The sequence below is a fragment of the Catenulispora pinistramenti genome (assembly GCF_018274385.1).
Classification (GTDB): domain Bacteria; phylum Actinomycetota; class Actinomycetes; order Streptomycetales; family Catenulisporaceae; genus Catenulispora; species Catenulispora pinistramenti.
Genome location: NZ_JAAFYZ010000118.1, coordinates 12,393 through 31,282, shown reverse-complemented (window position 1 = coordinate 31,282; position 18,890 = coordinate 12,393). Strand labels below are relative to the sequence as shown.

The window sequence follows — 18,890 nt, the reverse complement described above, 5'->3', positions numbered from 1 at the left end:
GGTGTCCTCGTTCCCTGCGTTTTGTATTTCTCCGGCTGGTTTTCGGTTCGTTCCCCTCGGTCGCGTCGGCAGGGCTTCGCCTACAGTGCCGGTGGCCGGGGGTCAAGTTCGCGCCATACGAAACCGCAGCTCACACGCCCAACCGCAGCGCGCGGACTTTACCCCCGGACACCGGTGCTGTACCCCCCGGGCTGACGACGCGACCGAGGGGAACGGACCGCACCACCCCACAAACCGCCGCCGCTGAGACTAGATCGGCCACCCTAGGGAACCGCGCTAGTTTCCCTGAGGTTGCCGAGGCCCGCCGGAGGCCCGGCTCTTCACCACAGCTCTTGACCTTGCACTGGCTAACTGGAGTTGAAGAGGCCTGAGGTGAGGCGGGATTGTGAACGCGCGAACCGGCAGCCGACAAACACACCCACCACCCCGAACCCCGAACCGGCACAACTATGACCGAAGGCCGTAAAAAGCTTCTAAACTCACACCCCAACCGCAGCCCGGCCCACAAACTCCAGCCCCCAGCAAACTCCGCCGCCCCAGGCAAACTCCACCGCACCTCGACCGCGTGCCTCAGGTATCGCCCGGCCGCCGCCTTGGACCTGCCCCGATCATCACGGTCGCGCAGCAGGATCCTGATACACCCGCTCCAACGCCGAGTGCGCACCGCCGAGTGCCGGCGCCGAGAACCCGAGCCGGGACACCTCCACCCGGCAGCCGCCGGCGTCCGGCGCCATGACCCGCTCGCGTACCACCGAGCGGATGCGGTCCAGCATCAGCTCCCCGACGTGCGTGAAGTAGCCGCCGAGGATCACGGCGCGCGGATTGAGCACATCGGCCAGCAGTCCGATGCCCAGCCCCAGGTCGGCCGCCACCCGGTCGAAGGCGGCCAGGGTTCGCTCGTCGCCGGCCAGCGCGCGCGCCTTCAGCTCGGCCAGGCGCTGCTCGACGTCGACCGTGGGGTTGTGGACCGGATCGTCGGGGTCGGCGGCCAGTCGGAGCAGGGCGCTGAGGCCGACCATCGTCTCCCAGCAGCCGAGCCTTCCGCACGCACACGGGCGGCGCTCGGGATCCAGCGGCATGTGCCCGATCTCGCCGGCGAACCCGGCGGCGCCGCGTAGCAGTTGCCCGCCGCTGATGATGCCGCCGCCGATGCCGGTCTCGCCGGTGACGTAGAGCAGGTCGTGGACGGCGGCGTCGTTGATCGCCAGGTATTCGGCGACCGCGGCGAGCTTCGCGTCGTTCTCCAGCCGCAGCGCCGGGGCGTTCGGGTTGAGGCGCCGCCGGACAGCCGCCAGGACGTCCACGTCCCGCCAGCCCAGGTTCGCCGCGTAGTCCACCCGCCCGGCCGCGGTGTTGACGACTCCGGGCACGGCCAGTGTGATCCCGGCCGGTCGCACGCCCCGGCCGGCGATGTCCGCCAGGCATCGGGTGATCAGGCCGGCGAGCAGGTCGAGCACCGATCCGACCTCGGCGGCCGCGACCGCGACCGGTACGCGCTGCTCGAAGACCGTCTCGCCGCGTAGCGTCATTGCCAGTACGCCGACATAGTCGGCGCTGATCTCCGCACCGACGCCACAGACATCGCGGCCGTCTAAGTGCACTGACAACCCCGGGCGGCCGATCGACCCGTCGCGCTCGACCGTCCCCTCCGAGGCCAACCCCAGGGCCACGAGCTCACCGACCAGCCCGGTGATGGTCGGCTTGGGCAGACCGGTGTCGGCGGCGATCCGGACCCGCGAGCGCGGCCCGCCGTCGCGCAGCAGCCGCAGCACCACGCCGAGGTTGTCCCGCCGGATCGACGCACGGTCGCTCGGCCGCGGCATCCCGACCGCGGGCGTCGAATCCGGCACCGGCCGCAGATCCGCCTTCATCCCTGCCCACCTTTCGCTCCGGCTCATCGTGGCATGCGCGGGCGCCCGGGGTATTGACGTCCGCATCAATAGTTTGGATCCTACTTTAACTAACTGCGAACCGGAGGTTCGACCTGTGAGAACAAGACCGGCGATACGGACCAGGACAATACGGCCCAAGGCGCTGCGAACCAAGGCAGTCACCGCCTTGGGGGCCGTAGCCTTGGCTGCGATCGGGATATCGTCCGCTCCCGCGGCCACGGCATCAGCCGCCACAGCGCGCGGCGCAGGCGTGGTGACCATCGGCGGCAAATGCCTGAGCGACGCGACGAACGTCGCCCAACTCGCCGCCTGCGACGGCTCGTCCGCGCAGAGCTGGACCTGGAACGGCGACGGAACCGTGACCGTCTCCGGCAAGTGCCTGGACATCACCGGCGCCTCCGACGCGAACGGCGCCCTGGCTCAGCTCTACGCCTGCTCGCCCGGCGCGGCGCAGCAGAAATTCAAGTGGCTGCCGGATGGCACCGTGTACAGCGCCAAGTCCGGCAAATGCCTGGAGGTGCAAGGCGGATCGGCCGCCGACAACGCCCGGATCGGCCTGGAGCCATGCGACCCTTCGCAGCCCCTTGAGGTGTGGAAGGCCACCACCGCGCCACCGCCGCAGTACACCTTGTCGGCCGGGACCCCGGTGAACTACCCGAATCCGGACGACACCCCGGCCTCGGTCTACACCGACGCCAACGGCCAGTTCTACTATCAGCAGTCGCATTCGCTGTACGGCGCGACGGACAGCCGGCAGTGGAGCTTCTACTCCGGCAGCGACTTCGACACCGCGACCCTGGCCCCGATCAGCACCTCGGTGAACCCGGCCAACAAGAACGACAGCAACGGCGACACCACCTGGCGCTGCGACAACAGCCCGACCGGCGTCACATCGACCAACGCCCCATCAGGGTCCGGATACGCCGAACGCAACTACTGCGACCTGTCCGGGACCTGGGTCGACCCGGACACCGGCTGGTGGTACGGCCTGATCCACAACGAGTTCACTCCGCAGCCGTTCGGCGACGGCCTGCACTACGACGCCATCGACTACGCGGTCTCCAAGGACCACGGCGCGACCTGGAGCATCGCCGGGCACGCGGTCACCTCGCCCTTCAGCACCGCCCGCGATGACACCAAGCAGTTCCCGAACCAGACCTACTACTACGGCGACGGCGACCAGCGCCTGTTCGTGGACTACGCATCAGGCTACTTCTATGCCTTCTACGCCACGCGGGTCCTGGACAAGAGCGGTGGCGGGACGGTGTGGCTGCAACATGTGGCCCGCGCGCCGATCTCGCAGAAGATGGCGACCTCGTCCTGGCGCAAGTGGTACAACGGCGCGTGGCAGAGCCCCGGTGTCGGCGGCCCGGAGAGCGACATCATCCCGGCCGAGGGCGTCGGCAGCGGGTACGTCGCCTCCGGTAACGACTACCGGCCGTCCACTTCGGGCACCGTGGGCGCGCAGGTCGCGGCGGGCGCGATGCCGGACAACTCGCAGCTCGCGGTGATGAACGTGGCGTGGGACGCCTACCTGGGCAAGTACATCGGCACGCCGCAGAACAACATCGCGCAGGCCACGAACACCTTGACGCCGCTGCACTTCTACACCACCGACGACCTGGCCACGCAGAAGTGGACGGACATGGGGCTGGTGTCCAGCCTGCCGAACGCGGCGTGGTACCGGTGGTTCCTGGACTCCTCGACGCTGACCAGTTCCACGGTCGTCGGCAAGACGTTCCGTTCCTACTGCGCGTACTACTGCTCGACCTACACCAGCGAGTACTCGCCGGTGACGATCGCGCCGCAGTCCTCGGCCGCGCTGCCGAAGGGGCCGGTCAGCAGCGGTGTGTCGTATGAGATCGGCGCCGGCGACGGCCGGTATCTGGCGCAGCGCGGTTCGGCGCTGACGACAGTCGCGGCCGCCGGCTCGGCTGCCGGCCCGGCTGGCACGTCCTCGGCGCAGACATGGAAGTTCACGCCGACCGGCGACGGCTTCTTCACCATCGCCAACAGCGCTTCGGGCCGGGTGCTCGGGGTGAATTCGACCTCGAATGCCGGACGCGCCTGGGACGCCCCGGTCTCGCTCGGCACGCCCGGCGCGCCCGGTGCCTCCCCGACGACCGGGCAGCAGTGGTCGATCCAGACGATCGTGCAGTCCCCGGCCGCACGCGGTCACTCGACGGCCACCGGGTCGTACCGCCTGGTCAACCGCTATAGCGGCCTCGCCCTGAGCCTGACCGGCTCGGGTCCGCTGCCGGTCGCCACTTCCCCGCAGCGGGGTTGGGACAACTCCGGGAGCGGCGGTGACACCCGGCCGGCTTCCGCGCAGGCGCTCGGCTTCACGGCGGTATCCGGCCACCCCGGCAACACGATCAGGGTGACCAGCCCCGGCAATCAGACCTCTGCTGCCGGTACCCCTATCAGCCCTCTGACCATCGCGGCATCCGACTCGGCGCCCCGACAGAAGCTTACTTACAGCGCCACGGGCCTACCGAACGGCGTGGCCTTCAACACCGCCACCGGCCAGATCACCGGTACCCCGACCGGCAACGGCGCCACCACGCCCGTCATCACCGCGACCGACGCCACCGGCGCGACGGGCAACGCCACCTTCACCTGGACCGTGGTCGGGAACGATCTGGCGCTGAACAAGCCGACCACCGCCTCCTCGGCGCAGTCCGGCGGCAACTACGCGGCGAACCAGGCCACCGACGGCAACCCGAACACCCGGTGGTCCAGCGATCCATCCGATCCACAGTGGCTCCAGGTGGATCTGGGCGCCACGCACCCGATCAACGAGGTGAAGCTGGCTTGGGAGGCGGCCTACGGGCAGGCGTTCCAGATCCAGACCTCGAACGACGGCACGACGTGGACGACCATCTACAGCACGACGACCGGATCCGGCGGCACGCAGGACCTGACGGGCCTTTCGGGGTCGGGGCGGTACGTCCGGATGTATGGGACGGTGCGGGGGAGCGGCTACGGCTATTCGCTGTGGTCGTTCGAGGTATACGGGAGCTGATACCGCGAGCCCGTTGCGTTGGCACTCTTGACAGGAGAGTGCCAACGCTGATTTCGTTGGCGCTCTCAAGGGCCTGAGCGCAACGCGCTGGCCCACCACCACCTGTTGGTCGAAGAGGCAGTGCTCGCCGCGCCACTGACCGCGACCGTGTTGCGCCCCGGCGGGTTCGCCGCCATGACCCTGGGGCGGGCGGCGTCCATCCGCGCCGGCCGGCCGGTCGAGCAGGCCTACCCGAATGCCCGATTGGACGTCATCCACCCCGAGGACATCGCCGACGTGGCAGAGCTCGCGCTTACCACCGACGCGCTGGAAGCCGAGACGATCAGCCTCGGCGGCCCGCACGCGCTCAGTTTCCGTGACCGGACACGGATCCTGGCCGAACTGCTCGACCACGACATCGAGCTGCGCGAGGTGACTCGGGAGCAGGCGGCTGCGCAACTCACCGGCCACGTGCCCGAACCCTTCGTCGAAGCGGTCTTGGACTACTGGGCCCACACGACCGATGAATCGGTCCAAGCGCCACGCTCCGCCGAGCGGATCACCGCCCGCCCGGCCCGCACGTTTCACCAGTGGGCGGCTGAGAGCCTCGCAGCGTTCCGCTGATCGTGCCCGCCACCCGGCCTGACACCGGACGGCTGAGGCGGGAGTTTCCCACCCTCAGGCTCCTGCGATATTTTGCCGGTTGTGTCGGAATCCGAGCTTGCCTGGCCTCCCGCCCCGATCCGGACCGAACGGCTCGTGCTGCGTGCCTCGCACGCCCGGGACCGGGCGGCGATCATCGAGATGTTCGCCTCGCCGGAAGTGGGCGCCTACATCGGCGGCGGCCGGCCGCGGGACCAGCTTGAGCGCACCGCGCCTGAGGTGCCCGGGCAGCGCTTCGGCTTCTTCGTGGTCGAACTCGCCGGGGCGCTGATCGGGCTGATAACGCTCGACCGGCGGGCGGCGGAGCGTCCGGGGCACGTAACCCGGGAGGGCGGTGAGACCGAGATCGGCTACCTGTTCTTCCCGCACGCCTGGGGGAGCGGCTATGCGGCCGAGGCGTGCGAGGCGGCGCTGGACTGGATAGCCGACCTGCGTCCCGGGAAACCGGTGGTGCTCTGCACGCAGGTCGCCAACGACCGCGCGCGGCGTCTGGCGGCGAAGCTCGGGTTCACAGAGGTGGAGCGGTTCGAGGAGTTCGCCGCGATGCAGTGGTTTGGCGTGCGGCGCCCCGCCGCTGCGCTTGCGCTCTGACCGCTTTCCGCCATGAGAGCACCCGTCGCGACAGCACCTGCTACGACAGCACCCGCCGCCTGAAGTTGCGCAACCCCAGCCCGAGGAACAGCGCCAGGAACCCGATCAACACCGGGTACACCACGTACAAGTGCATGTGGCGAGCATCCGTCAACGCCGCCCGCATGCCCTCGTTGATATAGATCAGCGGGTTGACCAGCACCACCGTCTGCAACCACGGGAACCCGCCGACCTTGACCGGCGCGAGCCGCGTCCACTCGTAGTACGTCCCGCCCAGGAACGTCAGCGGCAGCACCACGAACCCGAACATCAGCCCGATGTTCCGCGCCTCGAACGTGGTGCCCAGCAGCAGCCCCAGCGACGTCATCGCGACGCAGGCGAGCGGGATCAGCGTCAGCACGATCCACCAGTGGTACGACAGGTCCGCGTGCACGCCCTTGGCGTGCACCACCGCCGCGATCGGGAACACCAGCAGCGCCGAGATCATGCCCTGCACCGCCCCCGAGAGCACCTTCGCCGAGGCCACCAACCAGATCGGACACGGCGCCTGCACCCGGTCCTCGATCTCGCGCGTGTAGCCGAATTCCGCCGCCAGTTGGAGCGCCACCGCCTGAATCCCCTGGAACATGATGGAGATGCCGACCACGCCCGGCACCAACACCGTCGCGAACGCCGACTCGCTGTGCGCCCCGCCCCCGCCCCCGATGCCCTGCCCGATGGTCGGGAACACGTACAGGAACACGAAGACCAACAGGAACGGCTGGACCAGCGTCCGCGCCACGAACTCACCGAAGTGCTTCTTCAGCACCATCAGGTCGCGCAGGATGAGTGCCCCCAGCGCGGTGCGCGACGCGGCCGCCGCCGAGCGCGCCGGGTGGGAGCGGATCTGCGGCCGGGCGGTGCCGGGCAGCGCGGCGTCGGCTCGTGCGGTCGCCATCAGCTGCTCAGCTCCTTCTGGCCCAGGTGCTTGCTTCGCGCCGCCATCAGTCCCTCAGCTCCTTGCCGGTCAGCCCGATGAACACGTCCTCCAAGCTCGGTGCGGCCACCGACAGGTCGGCCACGTCGTACCCCGCCGCCTCGGCCGCCATGACGATCCGCGCCAGCGAGCCGTCCGCGCCGCGCAGATGCAGCTCCAGGCTGCCGCCGGCCGCCCGCGTGCGCGTGATGCCCGCGACCTCCCCGCGCAGCGCGGCGCCGAGCGCGTCGAGGTCGCCCCGGGCGCGCAGGGTCACCACCGTGTCGGCGTCGATCCCGTGCTTGAGCTCGGCCGGCATGTCCAGGGCCAGGATGCGGCCGTGGTCCATGATCGCCACGCGCCGGCAGAGCCGGTCGGCCTCCTCCATGTAGTGCGTGGTCAGCAGGATGGTCTGGCCGTCGGCGTTCAGCTCGCCGAGGATGTCCCACAACGCCAGCCGGCTCTGCGGGTCCAGACCGGCGGTCGGTTCGTCCAGGAAGAGCACCGCCGGCCGGTGGAAGATGGCGCGCGCCACCATCAGCCGCTGCGCCATGCCGCCGGACAGGGCGAAGACCGAGGCCTTGGCCCACTTGGCGAGGTGGAACTGGTCCAGCAGCCGGTCGGCGGTGCGGCGCGACTCGGCGCGCGGGACGCCGAACAGCAGGCCGTGCACGTACAGGTTCTCCCAGACAGTGAGCTGCCGATCCAGCGTGTTCTGCTGCGACACCACCCCGAGCAGCTGCTTGGCCAGCGCCGGCCGCGCCACCACGTCCACCTCGCCGACGGACGCCTGCCCCGACGTGGGCACGACCCGGGTGGTGAGCATGCCGACCGTGGTCGTCTTGCCCGCGCCGTTCGGGCCGAGCAGGCCGAAGATCTCACCCGGCCGCACATCGAGGTCCAGCCGGTCGACGGCGGCGAAGTCGGTGCCCCGGTAGACCTTGGTCAGTTCCCGGGTACGGATCACGCCGGTCGAGGCCGTGGCCCCCGGCGCCGGACTGGCTGGGGACTCCACACAGTCCAGGCTATGGCTGCGGGAGGTAGCGCGCTACAGGTTCGCAGGCTGGCCGGGGGACGCGCTCTGAGCATCGGAGGCAGCCTGGCTGGTGACCGCCTCCCGGTTGGCGCGGTCGATCGCCGCCATATGCTCCTCAGCCCAAGCGCGCAGCGCAGCCAGCGGCTCCTCCAACGACAGCCCGAGCCCGGTCAGGCTGTAGTGCACCCGCGGCGGCACGGTCGGCTCCACGCGCCGCCCGGCGAGCCCGTCCCGCACCAACGCCTGCAACGTCGTCGACAACATCTTCTGCGAGACGCCCGGCATCCGGCGCCGCAGCTCGGCGAACCGCACCTCCTGCGGCGCCGCCTCGGCCAGCACCTTCACCGCCATCGACGTCCACTTCGACCCGATCCGGTCCAGCAACTCGCGGGTCGGGCAGGCCGGATCGAACAGGTCGCCGCGTGCGTCGTCTGCCAGGGCGGTCACTTCCACCTCACCACCTGACGGAGAAGTGCCGTCTTGGCGCCGCTCCGTCGCTCTCCTACGGTTACGTGATATCCAATGGTAACCGCATCGCACCTGGGAGAGAACCTATGCCCGCGCCGATAGAACTGCTCCGAGTCCCCGTCAACGGCATCGAGGTGAACGTCGCCGTCAGTGGAGCCGGAGCCGGTACCCGTCCGGCACTCCTCCTGATGCACGGCTTCCCCCACACCTGGCAGCTATGGACAGCGGTCATCGGCCCGCTGTCCGAGCACTACCAGGTCATCGCCCCAGACCTACGCGGCCTCGGCGCCACCACCCGAGCCGCCGACGGCTACGACGCCGAAAACCTCGCCACCGACGCCGAAGCCCTGCTGGCCGCCCTGAACATCGACTCGGCAGCGGTCGTCGGCATCGACGCCGGCACGCCCCCGGCCTTCCTGCTCGCCATGCGCCGACCGGACCTCGTCCGTCAGCTGGTATTGATGGAGGCGCTCCTCGGCCGCCTGCCCGGCGCCGAGGACTTCCTGTCCGGCGGCGCGCCGTGGTGGTTCGGCTTCCACGCTGTGCCGGGCCTGGCCGAGACCGTCCTGACCGGCCACGAGCCCGAATACGTGGACTGGTTCCTGGCGGCCGGAACGCAGGGACGCGGTATCCCCGCCGATGTCCGCGACGCGTTCGTCGCCGCCTACACCGGTACCGAATCCCTGCGCTGCGCCTTCGAGCACTACCGCGCCATGCCCACCACCGCCCGCCAGATCGAGGCCGCGACGGCCGGCGGTCGGCTGACCGTCCCGACCCTCGCGATCGGCGCACAGCCAGTGGGCCCGGCGCTCTACCACCAGCTCCGGCCGATCGCCGACGACGTCACCGGACGCGACATCGCAGAGTGCGGACACATCATCCCGCTCGACCGGCCGGAGGCACTGCTGGCGCTACTCACCGAATTCCTGCTCTGAGTTCCTGCTCTGAGTTCCTGCCCTGAGTTCCTGGCAGTCACGAACCGCTGATCGGGTCCAACTGCTCAGGCGCCGGCCGCAGCAGCCACAAATCCCCACCTGGAGGCACCGGAAGCTTCGCCACAGCGGCGCGCGCCGTCCGATCCCCGGCATCGGCCGCCGCGTGCACCACGTCGACGGCGGCGAAGGCCTGGAACTGAAGTTCCGGATACGTCCAGGCCGCCTGTCCCGTGGCCGCCGGCACGACGAAGTCGACCGCCTTGAACAACGTGCCGCCGTCCGGCGTGCTGTAGTGCCACAGATCGACGCCGACGTGCTGCCCGATCATCGCCAGCCGGGTCAGGGCCACCAGGTCGAACGTCGAGTAGTGGAAGCTGCGGGTGCGCGAGAGCTCCAACGGCAGCCCCCCGTTCGCGGCGATCTGCACGTTCAGCCGCTTGCTCTCCGCTGTCACGACGATCGACCGGGCCAGCGCGGGCTGCCCGGTCGCCAGGGCGAGCGCGGCCTCCTGCATGTCGAAGAACGAGCCGTGGTTGTTGGTCGAGGCGGCCTCGTCGGAGGCGTTCTTGCTGGTCTGCAGCCAGGTCAGGAACTGCTTGTTCCAGGTCGTCATCCCGGCCTGGTCGGCGCCGGTCCAGCCGGGCGCCCCGGTGTTCAGCAGCGCGACGGCGTCGAGGATGTCAGTGAACTGCTGTGAGAAGTCGATGATGCCGATGCCCCGGCCGCTGACCATGCAGGGGATGAACTGCGTGTAGTCCAGGCTCGGGTTCATCCGGGTCGCCGGGTTGACGAACCAGGTGCGCAGGTCCAACGCCGCGCGCTGCGCGTACGCCGGGTCGCCGGTGTAGTACCAGGCCAGCGTGAGGTCATAGACGGCGTTGAACATCTCGCCGCGCTCGGCGTGGTCGGTGATGTCGTCGATCGCCGGGTTGCGCACCCCGTCCTTCTGCACGTACGGGCAGCCCCACGGGTTCGCGGTGGTGGCGGGCGTGGTCGGCCACCAGTAAGGGGCCTGACTCAGGTAGTCGTGCTTGTCGTTGCTCGGCGGCAGTTCCGGCTTGTCCATGACGGACCAGGGGCCGGTGGTGAGTGCGGCGTCAGCCTGCTGACGGAATTCGGCCAGCGGGGTCTTGAAGGCCGGTACCCCGGCGCGCACCAGTTCGCGCGTCACCGCCATCTGGACGCCGTTGAGGACAACGGTCTGCGGGATCTGGAAGCCGTGTGCAGCCCTCGCCGCCCCGGCCGGCTGCGGGCTCTGCTGGGCGGAGGCCGCAGCCGACGGCACCAGCAAGCCGGCGACGAGGGTGAGGGCTGCGAGTATCCGGGATGTCGTGCGTCTGCGTATCACGAAGGTCTCCTGTTCCGCCCAGCATGGATATTTCACATATGTGAAATGGTGACAGGGTTATGAATACTGCTGGCCCAGTGTCGCGCCGGAGACCGGGCGCGTCAATGAACGCGTTTCAGGGTTCAGAGGAGGTGCCGGACGGTCGAGGAGTCGCCGGACTCGTAGCGGCGCCAGTCGTCGTCGGCCGGGCGGCCGGTGGCGACGAAGGCCGCGGCGGCGTGGGAGAACTTCGCGGCGAGTTCGCGGGTCGCCGTGGTCGGGCGGCCCAGCATGGCGCAGTCGGGGTAGGCGTCGATCGTGTTGAAGAAGAAGGGGAGTTCGGCGCAGTGTGTGCTGCCGAGGTGCGCGGGGTCGTCGCCCGGGGTGTAGTCGAACTCGTAGACGTACGTGTCGAAACCGGCGGCGGCCTGATGGTCGGCGATGGCCAGCGTCCCGTCGCGGAAGACGATCTCGGTCACGAGCTCGGTGAGGACGTCGCGCGGCGCGGCGCCGTGACTTGGGTCGTTACCGTCGCTGTTGCTGTGACTGCTCGACCGGGCGGCGATGCGGTCGTACCGCTCGGCGCCGTCTGCGACCTGTCCGTCCACGATCGCACGGGCCTGCTCATCGCTGAGTGCTGAGATACGCGGATCGAAGCCGAAGAACGCTGTCATCTCGTTCTTCGTCGTACCGGTGAGGATCTGCTTGCCGTCGAAGCCACCGTCGGCGACCGCCTGCTCCCACACCGCGGGCATCCCGGGGCCGCCGAGCACCGGATACATCGGCGGCGCGACGTCGCCCGGGCGGGACAACTCTCCGGCGAGTTGTCCGTAAGCGCTCAGCAGCCGCTCGGCCGGGACGGCCCGGAGCGCGCCGAGCAGGTCCAGGCTGCCGGTCAGGCCGAGGATGTCGACGAACCGGCGCGCGTGCTCCGCAGCCGCATCAGGGTCCTGCGGTGCCAACCCGAAGGGGTTCGACTGCACGATGACCCGCTTGACCAAAGGCCCGGTGGTCGGGGACGCGGCGAGGTAGAGGCTGGAGAACGCGCCCGCCGACTGGCCGCCGACGGTGACCTGCTCCGGGTCCCCGCCGAAGCCGGCGATGTTGCGTGCGACCCAGTCGAGCACGGCGCCCTGGTCCTGCGTGCCGAGGTTCGCCACCCCGAGTTCCGGCAGATACATGTAGCCCAGCGGGCCGATGCGGTAGTTGGCGGTCACCACGACGATGTCACCGGCGTCGGCCAGGCTGCGGCCGTCGTACCAGTCCCAGCCGCCGGAGCCGCTGGAGAAGCCGCCGCCGTGGAACCAGATCAGGACCGGCCGGGGCCGCGCTTCGGAGGCCTTGTCAGCATGCTGCGGCGTCCAGATGTTGAGGGTGAGCGAGCCGTCCTCGTCCCAGTCCGGGGTGCGGCGGCCCATCACGGCTTCGAGTCGGGAGGCGCTTTGCGGGACGGCCGGGCCGGAGCGGGACGCGTCGCGCAGCTCCGTCCACTTCGGGTGCGGCTGCGGGGCGGCGAAGCGGAGATCGCCGGCCGGGGAGGCCGCATACGGGATGCCACGGAACGCCGCGATGCCGTCCTCGAGGACTCCCTGGACGCTGCCGGACTCGGTGTCGGCGATCGGGCGGTTCAGCATGTTCATCGATGTCACCTTCTTCACGTTGGTGGGGACGTCTCTGGTGTATCGCTGAGCGGAGGAAACTATCGAGGATATGGCCTACTCTGATCGATAGCGGACACAAGAGGTGCCTCATATGGCGGATCCACGACAGACGCGGCGCTCGCCGCTGGACGAGACCGACCGGCGGATCGCCGCGGTGCTGATGGCCGCACCGCGGGCGTCGTGGCGCACCATCGGCGACTTCCTCGGCCTGTCCGAGCGCACGATCGTGCGCCGGGCCGCGCCACTGCTCCACGACGGCACGCTCCGGCCGACCGCGGTGCGCAATCCCGCACGCTTCCCCCGGATCGTGCCGATCGTCCTGCGCATCCGCTGCCGCCCCAGCCGGATCAAGGCGATCGCCGCCGGGCTGGCGCGGCGTCCGGACACGATCTGGGTGGACATCCTCGGCGGCGGCAACGAGATCAGCAGCGTCCTGTTTCTCGACGGCGCCGAGGCCCGCAACACGCTGCTGCTGCGGGACCTGCCCGCCACGGCCGACGTGCTGTCGTGGGACGCCTACGACCTGATGAAGGTGTTCCCGGCGGGCTTCGCCTGGAGCGGCGGACTGCTGAGCACGCACGAACTCGAGGCGATGACGTCCATCGAGCACGATCCCCTTGAGGCGCCGGCGATCCAGCCGTTCGACGAAGCACTCATCAACCAGCTCATCGTCAATTCCCGGGCCGGCTACAGCGAACTCGCGGCCCTGCTGGACACATCCGCGTCAACCGTCCGCCGCAGACTCGACACGCTCCTGGCCGCGCACATGGTCCGCCTCGCGTGCGAAGTCGACCTCGGCCTGCTCGGCATCGCCAGCGAAGCGCTGCTGTGGATCGCCACCGGCCCCGCGACCCTGGAAGCGGCCGGCAACACACTGAGCCGCCACCCCCAAGTACGGTTCACCGCCGCCACGACGGGCGCCGCCAACCTGCTGGTGGCCGTGGCCGCCGAAGACCTCAGCGCGCTTTACGACTTCCTCACCACAACCGTCGGCGCCCTCGAGGACCTGCGCAGCCTGGAGGTGACGCCGATCCTCACGTCGGTCAAGCGCACCGGCCGCGTCCGCCCCTCGACTACGGCCGGATGAATCACCGGCCGGATAGTTCAGGAATCACGCCGGGCGGCAAACGGGTTGCCGTCCACCGCCGTCCCGTCCCCCCACCAGGAGTCGATCGCACAGTGCATCAAGGGCCTCTATCCTCCGTGTCATGACGATGGGGAAGACCTGCTGCTGCTCGCATCAACCCGCGTAGCGGGAGCGTCCGGGTAGTCGAGCGAATCAGGTTCGCGCTACGGGCGACAGATCTGATCGAGCTGACGATGGCCGGGCGCATCGGCCTGGGCGGCGGTCGAATCACGGTCTCGGACCCGACCCCGGTCGGGGTCGAGCGCTTGGACGAGGTCCTGGCCTGGCTCCATGAGAACAGGCAGAACACTGCGCTGGAGGTCTGGCTGCGGGAGGGCCCGCCGGGTCTCCGGATGATCAGGCGATACCTGACCATACTCGCCGATCAGGGTGCTCTCCGGATACGCGACCGGGGATGGAACAGCGCGTCGAGGGCCAGCTCCCTTACTACGCCTCCACGCGGATCGAGATCCTCGACCGGGATCGGCGCGCCGAAGCGCTGGCCCGCGTCGGGAAGACGGCGCGCGGCAAGGCGGGGGCCGACGCGGGCGACCGGGCTCTCGCCGCCGTCGTGCGCGCGTGCGGCCTGGACCGGTACCTCTACCGGGGGGTGTTCGGAAGGGCAGCCCGCGGGCGTCTGGCTCGTCTGGAGGACTACGCACAGGTCACCGGCGCCACCCGGGCCGCGGGCGCCGCCGTCGAAGCCGTCGACACCAGGTTCGCAAACGGGGTGGGCCAAGCCTTGTCCGACGGCATCGACGGGCTGACAAGCCAATTGTCCGCGGAGATCCACCACCGGGAAAGGCTCGAAGCGTCCCAGCACAGCACCCACCACCCACACCACCACGATTCCGGATCGAGCCAGTCGGCCCATCACAGCCACCACAGCTCCGGATCGAGCTACGACAGCGGAACCTCCGACAGCGGAGGCGGCCACCACCACCACCACTGAGGGGTCGCACCCGGTTCGGATAAATCAGTTGTCCGCACTCTGCGAACCCGGCAAACTGTCCTCACCAAAGCAGTTCCGAAGCCGAGACCGAAGGAAGGAGCAGGGACATGACCGTCGAAGCGACCCGACTGTGCGTCCTCCGGTCCCTGTCCCTTGCACGCCTTCCGGAGGAGATCTCGGCCTGACCGTCACCAAGTGACGGTCCAAGGGCCGCCCGCCGGAAGGGGAAACCTCCGGCCGGGCGGCCCTTTCCTATTGCCGCCAGTCCAACCAGCAACACAAGCTTCCGTAGCCCAACGGCAGAGGCACGGCGTTCAGGACGCCGCCAGTGCGGGTTCGAATCCCGCCGGGGGCACGAACCTGCGACGTATTTCCGCAGGTCATTGGGTGTTTTTCGGCGCGCGAAGTCGAGGCGGCCTCCAGCCGGCGACGCTTCGGATGTTGCATTTCCGCATGTCAGACCTGGTGTTGACGTGTCGCCGGTTGGAGCCCCAGGGTAAATCCGTTTTTGCCGACTGTGGGGCAGTTCCGTGTCATCTGCCAGTAGATCTGTGAGCCTGTCACGTTACACTGATCATCTGGTACGGCAGGAGCCTACGGGATGGAACAGTCCGAGGAACAGCAGGCGGAGCTTCGCGAGCTGGCGGCTTCCCCCAATACGCCGCCGGACGTAGCGGCGCGGGCCCGGATGGTGCTGCTGCGTGGCGAGTGTGCAGTCCCGGACCCGCATGCCACCGGGTCTGAAGTCGCCGTCCCGGGGCTGGTGGTTCCAGCCCCGGGACGGCGGCGGTTCGGGTCAGTTCATGCCGGTGGCGGCGTTGAGGAGGGTGGTGGTGGCGTCGTCGGCTTCGAGTGAGTACATCATGATGCCGCCGAGGTTCATTTGCTGGATGTACTGGCGTTTGATGTCCAGACTTGTCGGGGTTTCGATGCTCCAGAAGTTGGTGCCGTCGTAGACCCAGGTGCTTTGCGAGTCGCTGTCGTAGAAGATGTTGCTGCTGGTGAGCAGTCCTGCGGTTTCGAGTTCCTTGTAGTCGGCGACGCCGGCTTGCTGGGAGTAGGGGAATGCGGCGGTGGCACCGGTGACGGTTTGGTAGAGGCCGTGTTGGCCGCCGTCGGGTACCCCGGTCCAGCCTCGTCCGTAGAAGGGGACGCCCAGGGTGAGTTTCGTTGAGGGGAATCCGCCGCCGATGTAGCTGCTGACCGCGTCGTTGGCGGTGAACTTGGTGCCGAAGGCGGGGCTGGCGGGTGCGTCGTAGAGCGGCGCTTGGGCGTTGGTCGGTCCGGTGGTTTCGAAGGCCCCGTGGAAGTCGTAGCCTTCCACGTCGCCGAGGTCCAGGCTGGATGCGATGGCGGGGATGTTCAGATTGCTGATTTCGCTGGGACCGGAGGGTAGGGCCGCGGTGAGCATGTATCCGCTGCCGAGGGCGTTGAGTTCGGTGCGGAATTCGTTGAGCAGCAGGGTGAAGTTGGCGCCGTCCTGTGCCGAGTAGTGGTTGCCGGGGTGGCCGTCGGGGCTGCCGGGGAACTCCCAGTCGATGTCGAATCCGCTGAAGATCCCGGCGGCCGCGCCGGTGCCGCCGGCCGGGTCTGAGCCGAGCTGGGGCAGGTTGCCGTTGATGTACATGTCGATGCAGGAGGAGACGAACTTCTTGCGGGAGGCGTCGGTGGCTGCGACGTCGGAGAAGAACTTGGAGTAGGTCCAGCCGCCGAGGGTCAGCAGGATCTTCAGGTTCGGGTACTTGGTCTTGAGCTCCTTGAGTTGGTTGAAGTTGCCGCGCAGCGGCTGGCTCCAGGTGTCGGCGACGCCGTTGACGCTGTCGGCTGCGGCGTATTCCTTCTGGTAGTCGGCGTAGGCGTCGGAGGAGCCGTCGTTGCCGGTGGTGGTGTTGGGGTCGGTCGACGCCGCCTGGTTGGCCGCGAAGCAGGTCAGATTGGTCGGGTCGATGTTCTCGAACGCGTAGTCCAGCACCGTCAGCTTGCCGGCGATGCCCTCGGTGTCCAGGGCCTTGGGGTAGAAGGCGTTGGCGTAGGTGGACCAGCTGGTGTAGTAGCCCACCCGCTGCGTGGGCACCGCGGCGTTGGGCAGGTTGGGCAGGACGTAGGACTTGCTGAAGTCCGGGTCTACCGGTAGCGAGGGCGTGCCGGTGGGGTCGTACGGGGTCAGGGCGAAGATCTGGGTGGCCGAGCCGTTGCAGGTGTTGATCGCCTCATAGCCCGAGCGCGGGTTTCCGGCGGTGGCGTTCGCGGTTCCGATGCAGGCACCCACGACCGCCGCCAGCGCGCTTTGAAACTCCCACTGTCCGTCGGTCAAGGGGATGGGGAAGAACTTCTGGCTCTGTTGGCCCGTGCAGTTGAAGATGACCAGGTCGCGTCCCAAAGCGGCACTGGGGCTGTTGTGGATGTCCAGGCAGCGACTGGCGGACTGGCTCTGAAAGGTGACGGTCCCGTCCGGGTTGGCGGCGATCGACCAGGCCTGGTTGCTCTGGCCGTTGCGGGAGTAGGAATCGACCTCGGTGTTGTTGGCGGTGCCGTTGTTCTGCACGTCCATCGCCCCGCCGTTGTACAGGTTCTCCACCGTGACCGGACTGGCGGCGGGCAGATAGGCCAGGGGGTTGACGGTCGAGTCGACGCTGGTGCTCGGGCTGGCCGCGTTGAAGAAGAACCGCTCGTCGGGGGTGTTCGAGCAGTTGTACAGGATGAGGTCGCTGGCGATGGTGGGGTCGGTCTGGCCCCCGGAGACGTTGATGCACAGCGAGGGAAGCAGCACACTTTGCAGTTCGAACTGGCTGTTGCCCGTATAGATCGGCATCCAGCGCTGGCTGGCCTGGTCGGAGCAGTCGTAGAGCGACAGGGCCGTGCCGGATCCGGGGTTCTGGTTGCTGTGGGAGATGTCGGCGCAGCGGCCGCTGCCGACGCCGACGAAGCGTTCGGAGCCGTCTGGGTAGCCGAACACGTCCCAGGCCTGGTTGCTTTGGCCGTTGCGCGCGTAGCTGTCCATCGGCGTGAGGTTCGCGGTGCCCTTGTTGTAGACGTCGAACACGCCGCCGGCTTGGACGTTCTCGATGATCTGGTGGACCGCGTACACCGGGACCGCGGCGAACGCCGGGGCGGGATTCCCGGGCGGCTGGATGCTCACGGGCTGGTGGTCGGATTGCAGGGTGGCGAACGGTTGGCTGGCGACCAGGCCGGCCGGGAAGATCAGGTCCGGCTCGATGACGATCCCGTAGTCGAGCTCGCCTCCGCTCCGTTGGGTGCTGATCCCGCTCGCGACGATCCGCTCGCTGGGGAGCAGGTCCAGCCCTCCCGGAACACGGTTGAAGTCGCCGAGCACCAGCCCCTCCTCCCCGAGCGGGTCCGCGGCGTTGCGGGCGGTGACGAACGCGTTGATGTTGTCCAACAGACCTGGAACGTTGTCTCCGCCCCCGGAAGTCGCGTGGACGCTGAAGTACCAGGTGTTACCCAGACGCACGCCCAGAGCCGCCCGCACCGCGCCGCCGGTGGCCGCGCCCTCGGGCGTCGGGATGATCACCACGTCATCAGCGCCCCGTGGCGTGACGATCGCCAGATTGACCCGGCCGCCGGTCCACGTGCCGCCGTTCGCGTCGGTCTGCAGAAAGTAGACGTCGTGCAGGACTCCGCCATACGACCACTGGGTGTGCCGGACCTGCTGGGCTGCCGGATCCGCCGGCAGGGCGTCGGTTATGGTCGCGGGCAGCGGGGCCAACTGGGCACCCGAGATCACGTTCTGGTCGGTGCCCGGCGCGACCGGCGGTGGACCCGCGCCCACCTCCTGTAGCGCCACGACCGGGCCGTTCTGGCCCTGGATGAGCCGCGGACCCACCACCGTGGTCCACTTGCTCTGACCGTCCGCCGTGGCACCCTGCATGTTCCAGGTCCAGGCCGGGCGGTCCTGGATCGCGGCGTGCGCGGGTGCCGCGGCGAGCGCCGTGATCACACTCGCGATCATCGCCGCCGCCAGCAGCAGGACGCCGAGGCGTCGCTGTGGCGGTCTCGTCGATGCGTGACTGAGCATCGTGAATTCCTTCTGTCCGTCGATCGGGCCGCTGCCAGGCTGTGGGCGATCGCCCATCGTGGCGCCTGTGGAAGACCTCTGATTCGGGGTCGTTCGTCGCCCACACCGATCGTCGGCGTTCCCCGCGCGTCGCAGTATCCGAAAATCCCACAGTCTTCGCCGGAGCGCGGACCTCCTTACAGACCTCGAACGGAACGCACCGCCGACATAGTCGCCGAGGCGCAGGGCGATTAGGTTTCGTGAC

General features: G+C 68.9%; 13 protein-coding genes, 1 tRNA gene and 1 pseudogene. 8 read left to right on the top strand and 7 right to left on the bottom strand.

The window, feature by feature from the left end; translation table 11 throughout:
• Window positions 1–611: 611 nt before the first annotated feature.
• A complete protein-coding gene (locus KGQ19_RS28865; protein ID WP_212014606.1) occupies window positions 612–1,871 on the bottom strand; it encodes an ROK family protein in 1,260 nt (419 codons plus the stop codon).
• Window positions 1,872–2,142: 271 nt separating this feature from the next.
• On the opposite strand from KGQ19_RS28865, the gene KGQ19_RS28860 reads away from it, so the two are divergent.
• The 3 genes from KGQ19_RS28860 to KGQ19_RS28850 all read left to right on the top strand — a co-directional run bounded on the left by KGQ19_RS28860 (window position 2,143) and on the right by KGQ19_RS28850 (window position 6,150).
• Window positions 2,143–4,917 (top strand): galactose-binding domain-containing protein, encoded by a 2,775-nt coding sequence (locus tag KGQ19_RS28860; RefSeq protein ID WP_212014604.1) that lies wholly within the window; start codon window positions 2,143–2,145, stop codon window positions 4,915–4,917.
• A 105-nt stretch (window positions 4,918–5,022) separates the two neighbouring features.
• Entirely contained in the window at window positions 5,023–5,520 is a 498-nt protein-coding gene (locus tag KGQ19_RS28855) for a Rossmann-fold NAD(P)-binding domain-containing protein (RefSeq protein ID WP_212014602.1), read from the top strand.
• Window positions 5,521–5,601: 81 nt separating this feature from the next.
• On the top strand, window positions 5,602–6,150 hold the full coding sequence (locus KGQ19_RS28850; RefSeq protein ID WP_212014600.1) for a GNAT family N-acetyltransferase: 549 nt from the start codon (window positions 5,602–5,604) through the stop codon (window positions 6,148–6,150).
• Between the two features lie 40 nt (window positions 6,151–6,190).
• On the opposite strand, the gene KGQ19_RS28845 is transcribed toward KGQ19_RS28850, so the two are convergent.
• From KGQ19_RS28845 to KGQ19_RS28835, 3 genes are read right to left on the bottom strand one after another with little or no spacing between them, the layout of a single operon-like run.
• Window positions 6,191–7,087 (bottom strand): ABC transporter permease, encoded by an 897-nt coding sequence (locus KGQ19_RS28845; protein ID WP_230419603.1) that lies wholly within the window; start codon window positions 7,085–7,087, stop codon window positions 6,191–6,193.
• A gap of 46 nt (window positions 7,088–7,133) precedes the next feature.
• Window positions 7,134–8,120: an ATP-binding cassette domain-containing protein gene (locus KGQ19_RS28840; RefSeq protein ID WP_212014592.1), complete on the bottom strand. Its 987-nt coding sequence runs from the start codon at window positions 8,118–8,120 to the stop codon at window positions 7,134–7,136.
• 33 nt (window positions 8,121–8,153) lie between these two features.
• A complete protein-coding gene (locus KGQ19_RS28835) occupies window positions 8,154–8,594 on the bottom strand; it encodes a winged helix-turn-helix transcriptional regulator (protein ID WP_212014590.1) in 441 nt (146 codons plus the stop codon).
• Between the two features lie 101 nt (window positions 8,595–8,695).
• Between KGQ19_RS28835 and KGQ19_RS28830 the strand changes: the two genes are divergently transcribed.
• Window positions 8,696–9,544, top strand: coding sequence for an alpha/beta fold hydrolase (locus KGQ19_RS28830; RefSeq protein ID WP_212014582.1), 849 nt, complete (start codon window positions 8,696–8,698; stop codon window positions 9,542–9,544).
• A 37-nt stretch (window positions 9,545–9,581) separates the two neighbouring features.
• Here KGQ19_RS28830 and KGQ19_RS28825 read toward each other — a convergent pair whose 3' ends face one another.
• Together KGQ19_RS28825 and KGQ19_RS28820 are read right to left on the bottom strand one after the other, a co-directional pair.
• The gene (locus tag KGQ19_RS28825; protein WP_212014610.1) at window positions 9,582–10,889 is read right to left on the bottom strand and encodes an alginate lyase family protein; all 1,308 of its coding nucleotides are present in this window, start codon (window positions 10,887–10,889) and stop codon (window positions 9,582–9,584) included.
• A 125-nt stretch (window positions 10,890–11,014) separates the two neighbouring features.
• Complete coding sequence (locus KGQ19_RS28820) at window positions 11,015–12,511, bottom strand: carboxylesterase/lipase family protein (RefSeq protein WP_212014573.1); 1,497 nt, start codon at window positions 12,509–12,511, stop codon at window positions 11,015–11,017.
• Window positions 12,512–12,623: 112 nt separating this feature from the next.
• Between KGQ19_RS28820 and KGQ19_RS28815 the strand changes: the two genes are divergently transcribed.
• The 4 genes and pseudogenes from KGQ19_RS28815 to KGQ19_RS28805 all read left to right on the top strand — a co-directional run bounded on the left by KGQ19_RS28815 (window position 12,624) and on the right by KGQ19_RS28805 (window position 14,965).
• Window positions 12,624–13,619: an Lrp/AsnC family transcriptional regulator gene (locus tag KGQ19_RS28815; RefSeq protein ID WP_212014571.1), complete on the top strand. Its 996-nt coding sequence runs from the start codon at window positions 12,624–12,626 to the stop codon at window positions 13,617–13,619.
• A gap of 152 nt (window positions 13,620–13,771) precedes the next feature.
• Window positions 13,772–14,020 (top strand): annotated as a pseudogene (locus KGQ19_RS52990) (GPP34 family phosphoprotein); the annotation flags it as partial.
• Window positions 14,021–14,073: 53 nt separating this feature from the next.
• Entirely contained in the window at window positions 14,074–14,610 is a 537-nt protein-coding gene (locus KGQ19_RS50085) for a GOLPH3/VPS74 family protein (protein WP_230419602.1), read from the top strand.
• Window positions 14,611–14,892: 282 nt separating this feature from the next.
• Window positions 14,893–14,965, top strand: a tRNA-Leu gene (locus KGQ19_RS28805).
• Between the two features lie 441 nt (window positions 14,966–15,406).
• On the opposite strand, the gene KGQ19_RS28800 is transcribed toward KGQ19_RS28805, so the two are convergent.
• On the bottom strand, window positions 15,407–18,646 hold the full coding sequence (locus tag KGQ19_RS28800; protein ID WP_212014569.1) for a glycosyl hydrolase family 18 protein: 3,240 nt from the start codon (window positions 18,644–18,646) through the stop codon (window positions 15,407–15,409).
• Window positions 18,647–18,890 lie beyond the last annotated feature (244 nt).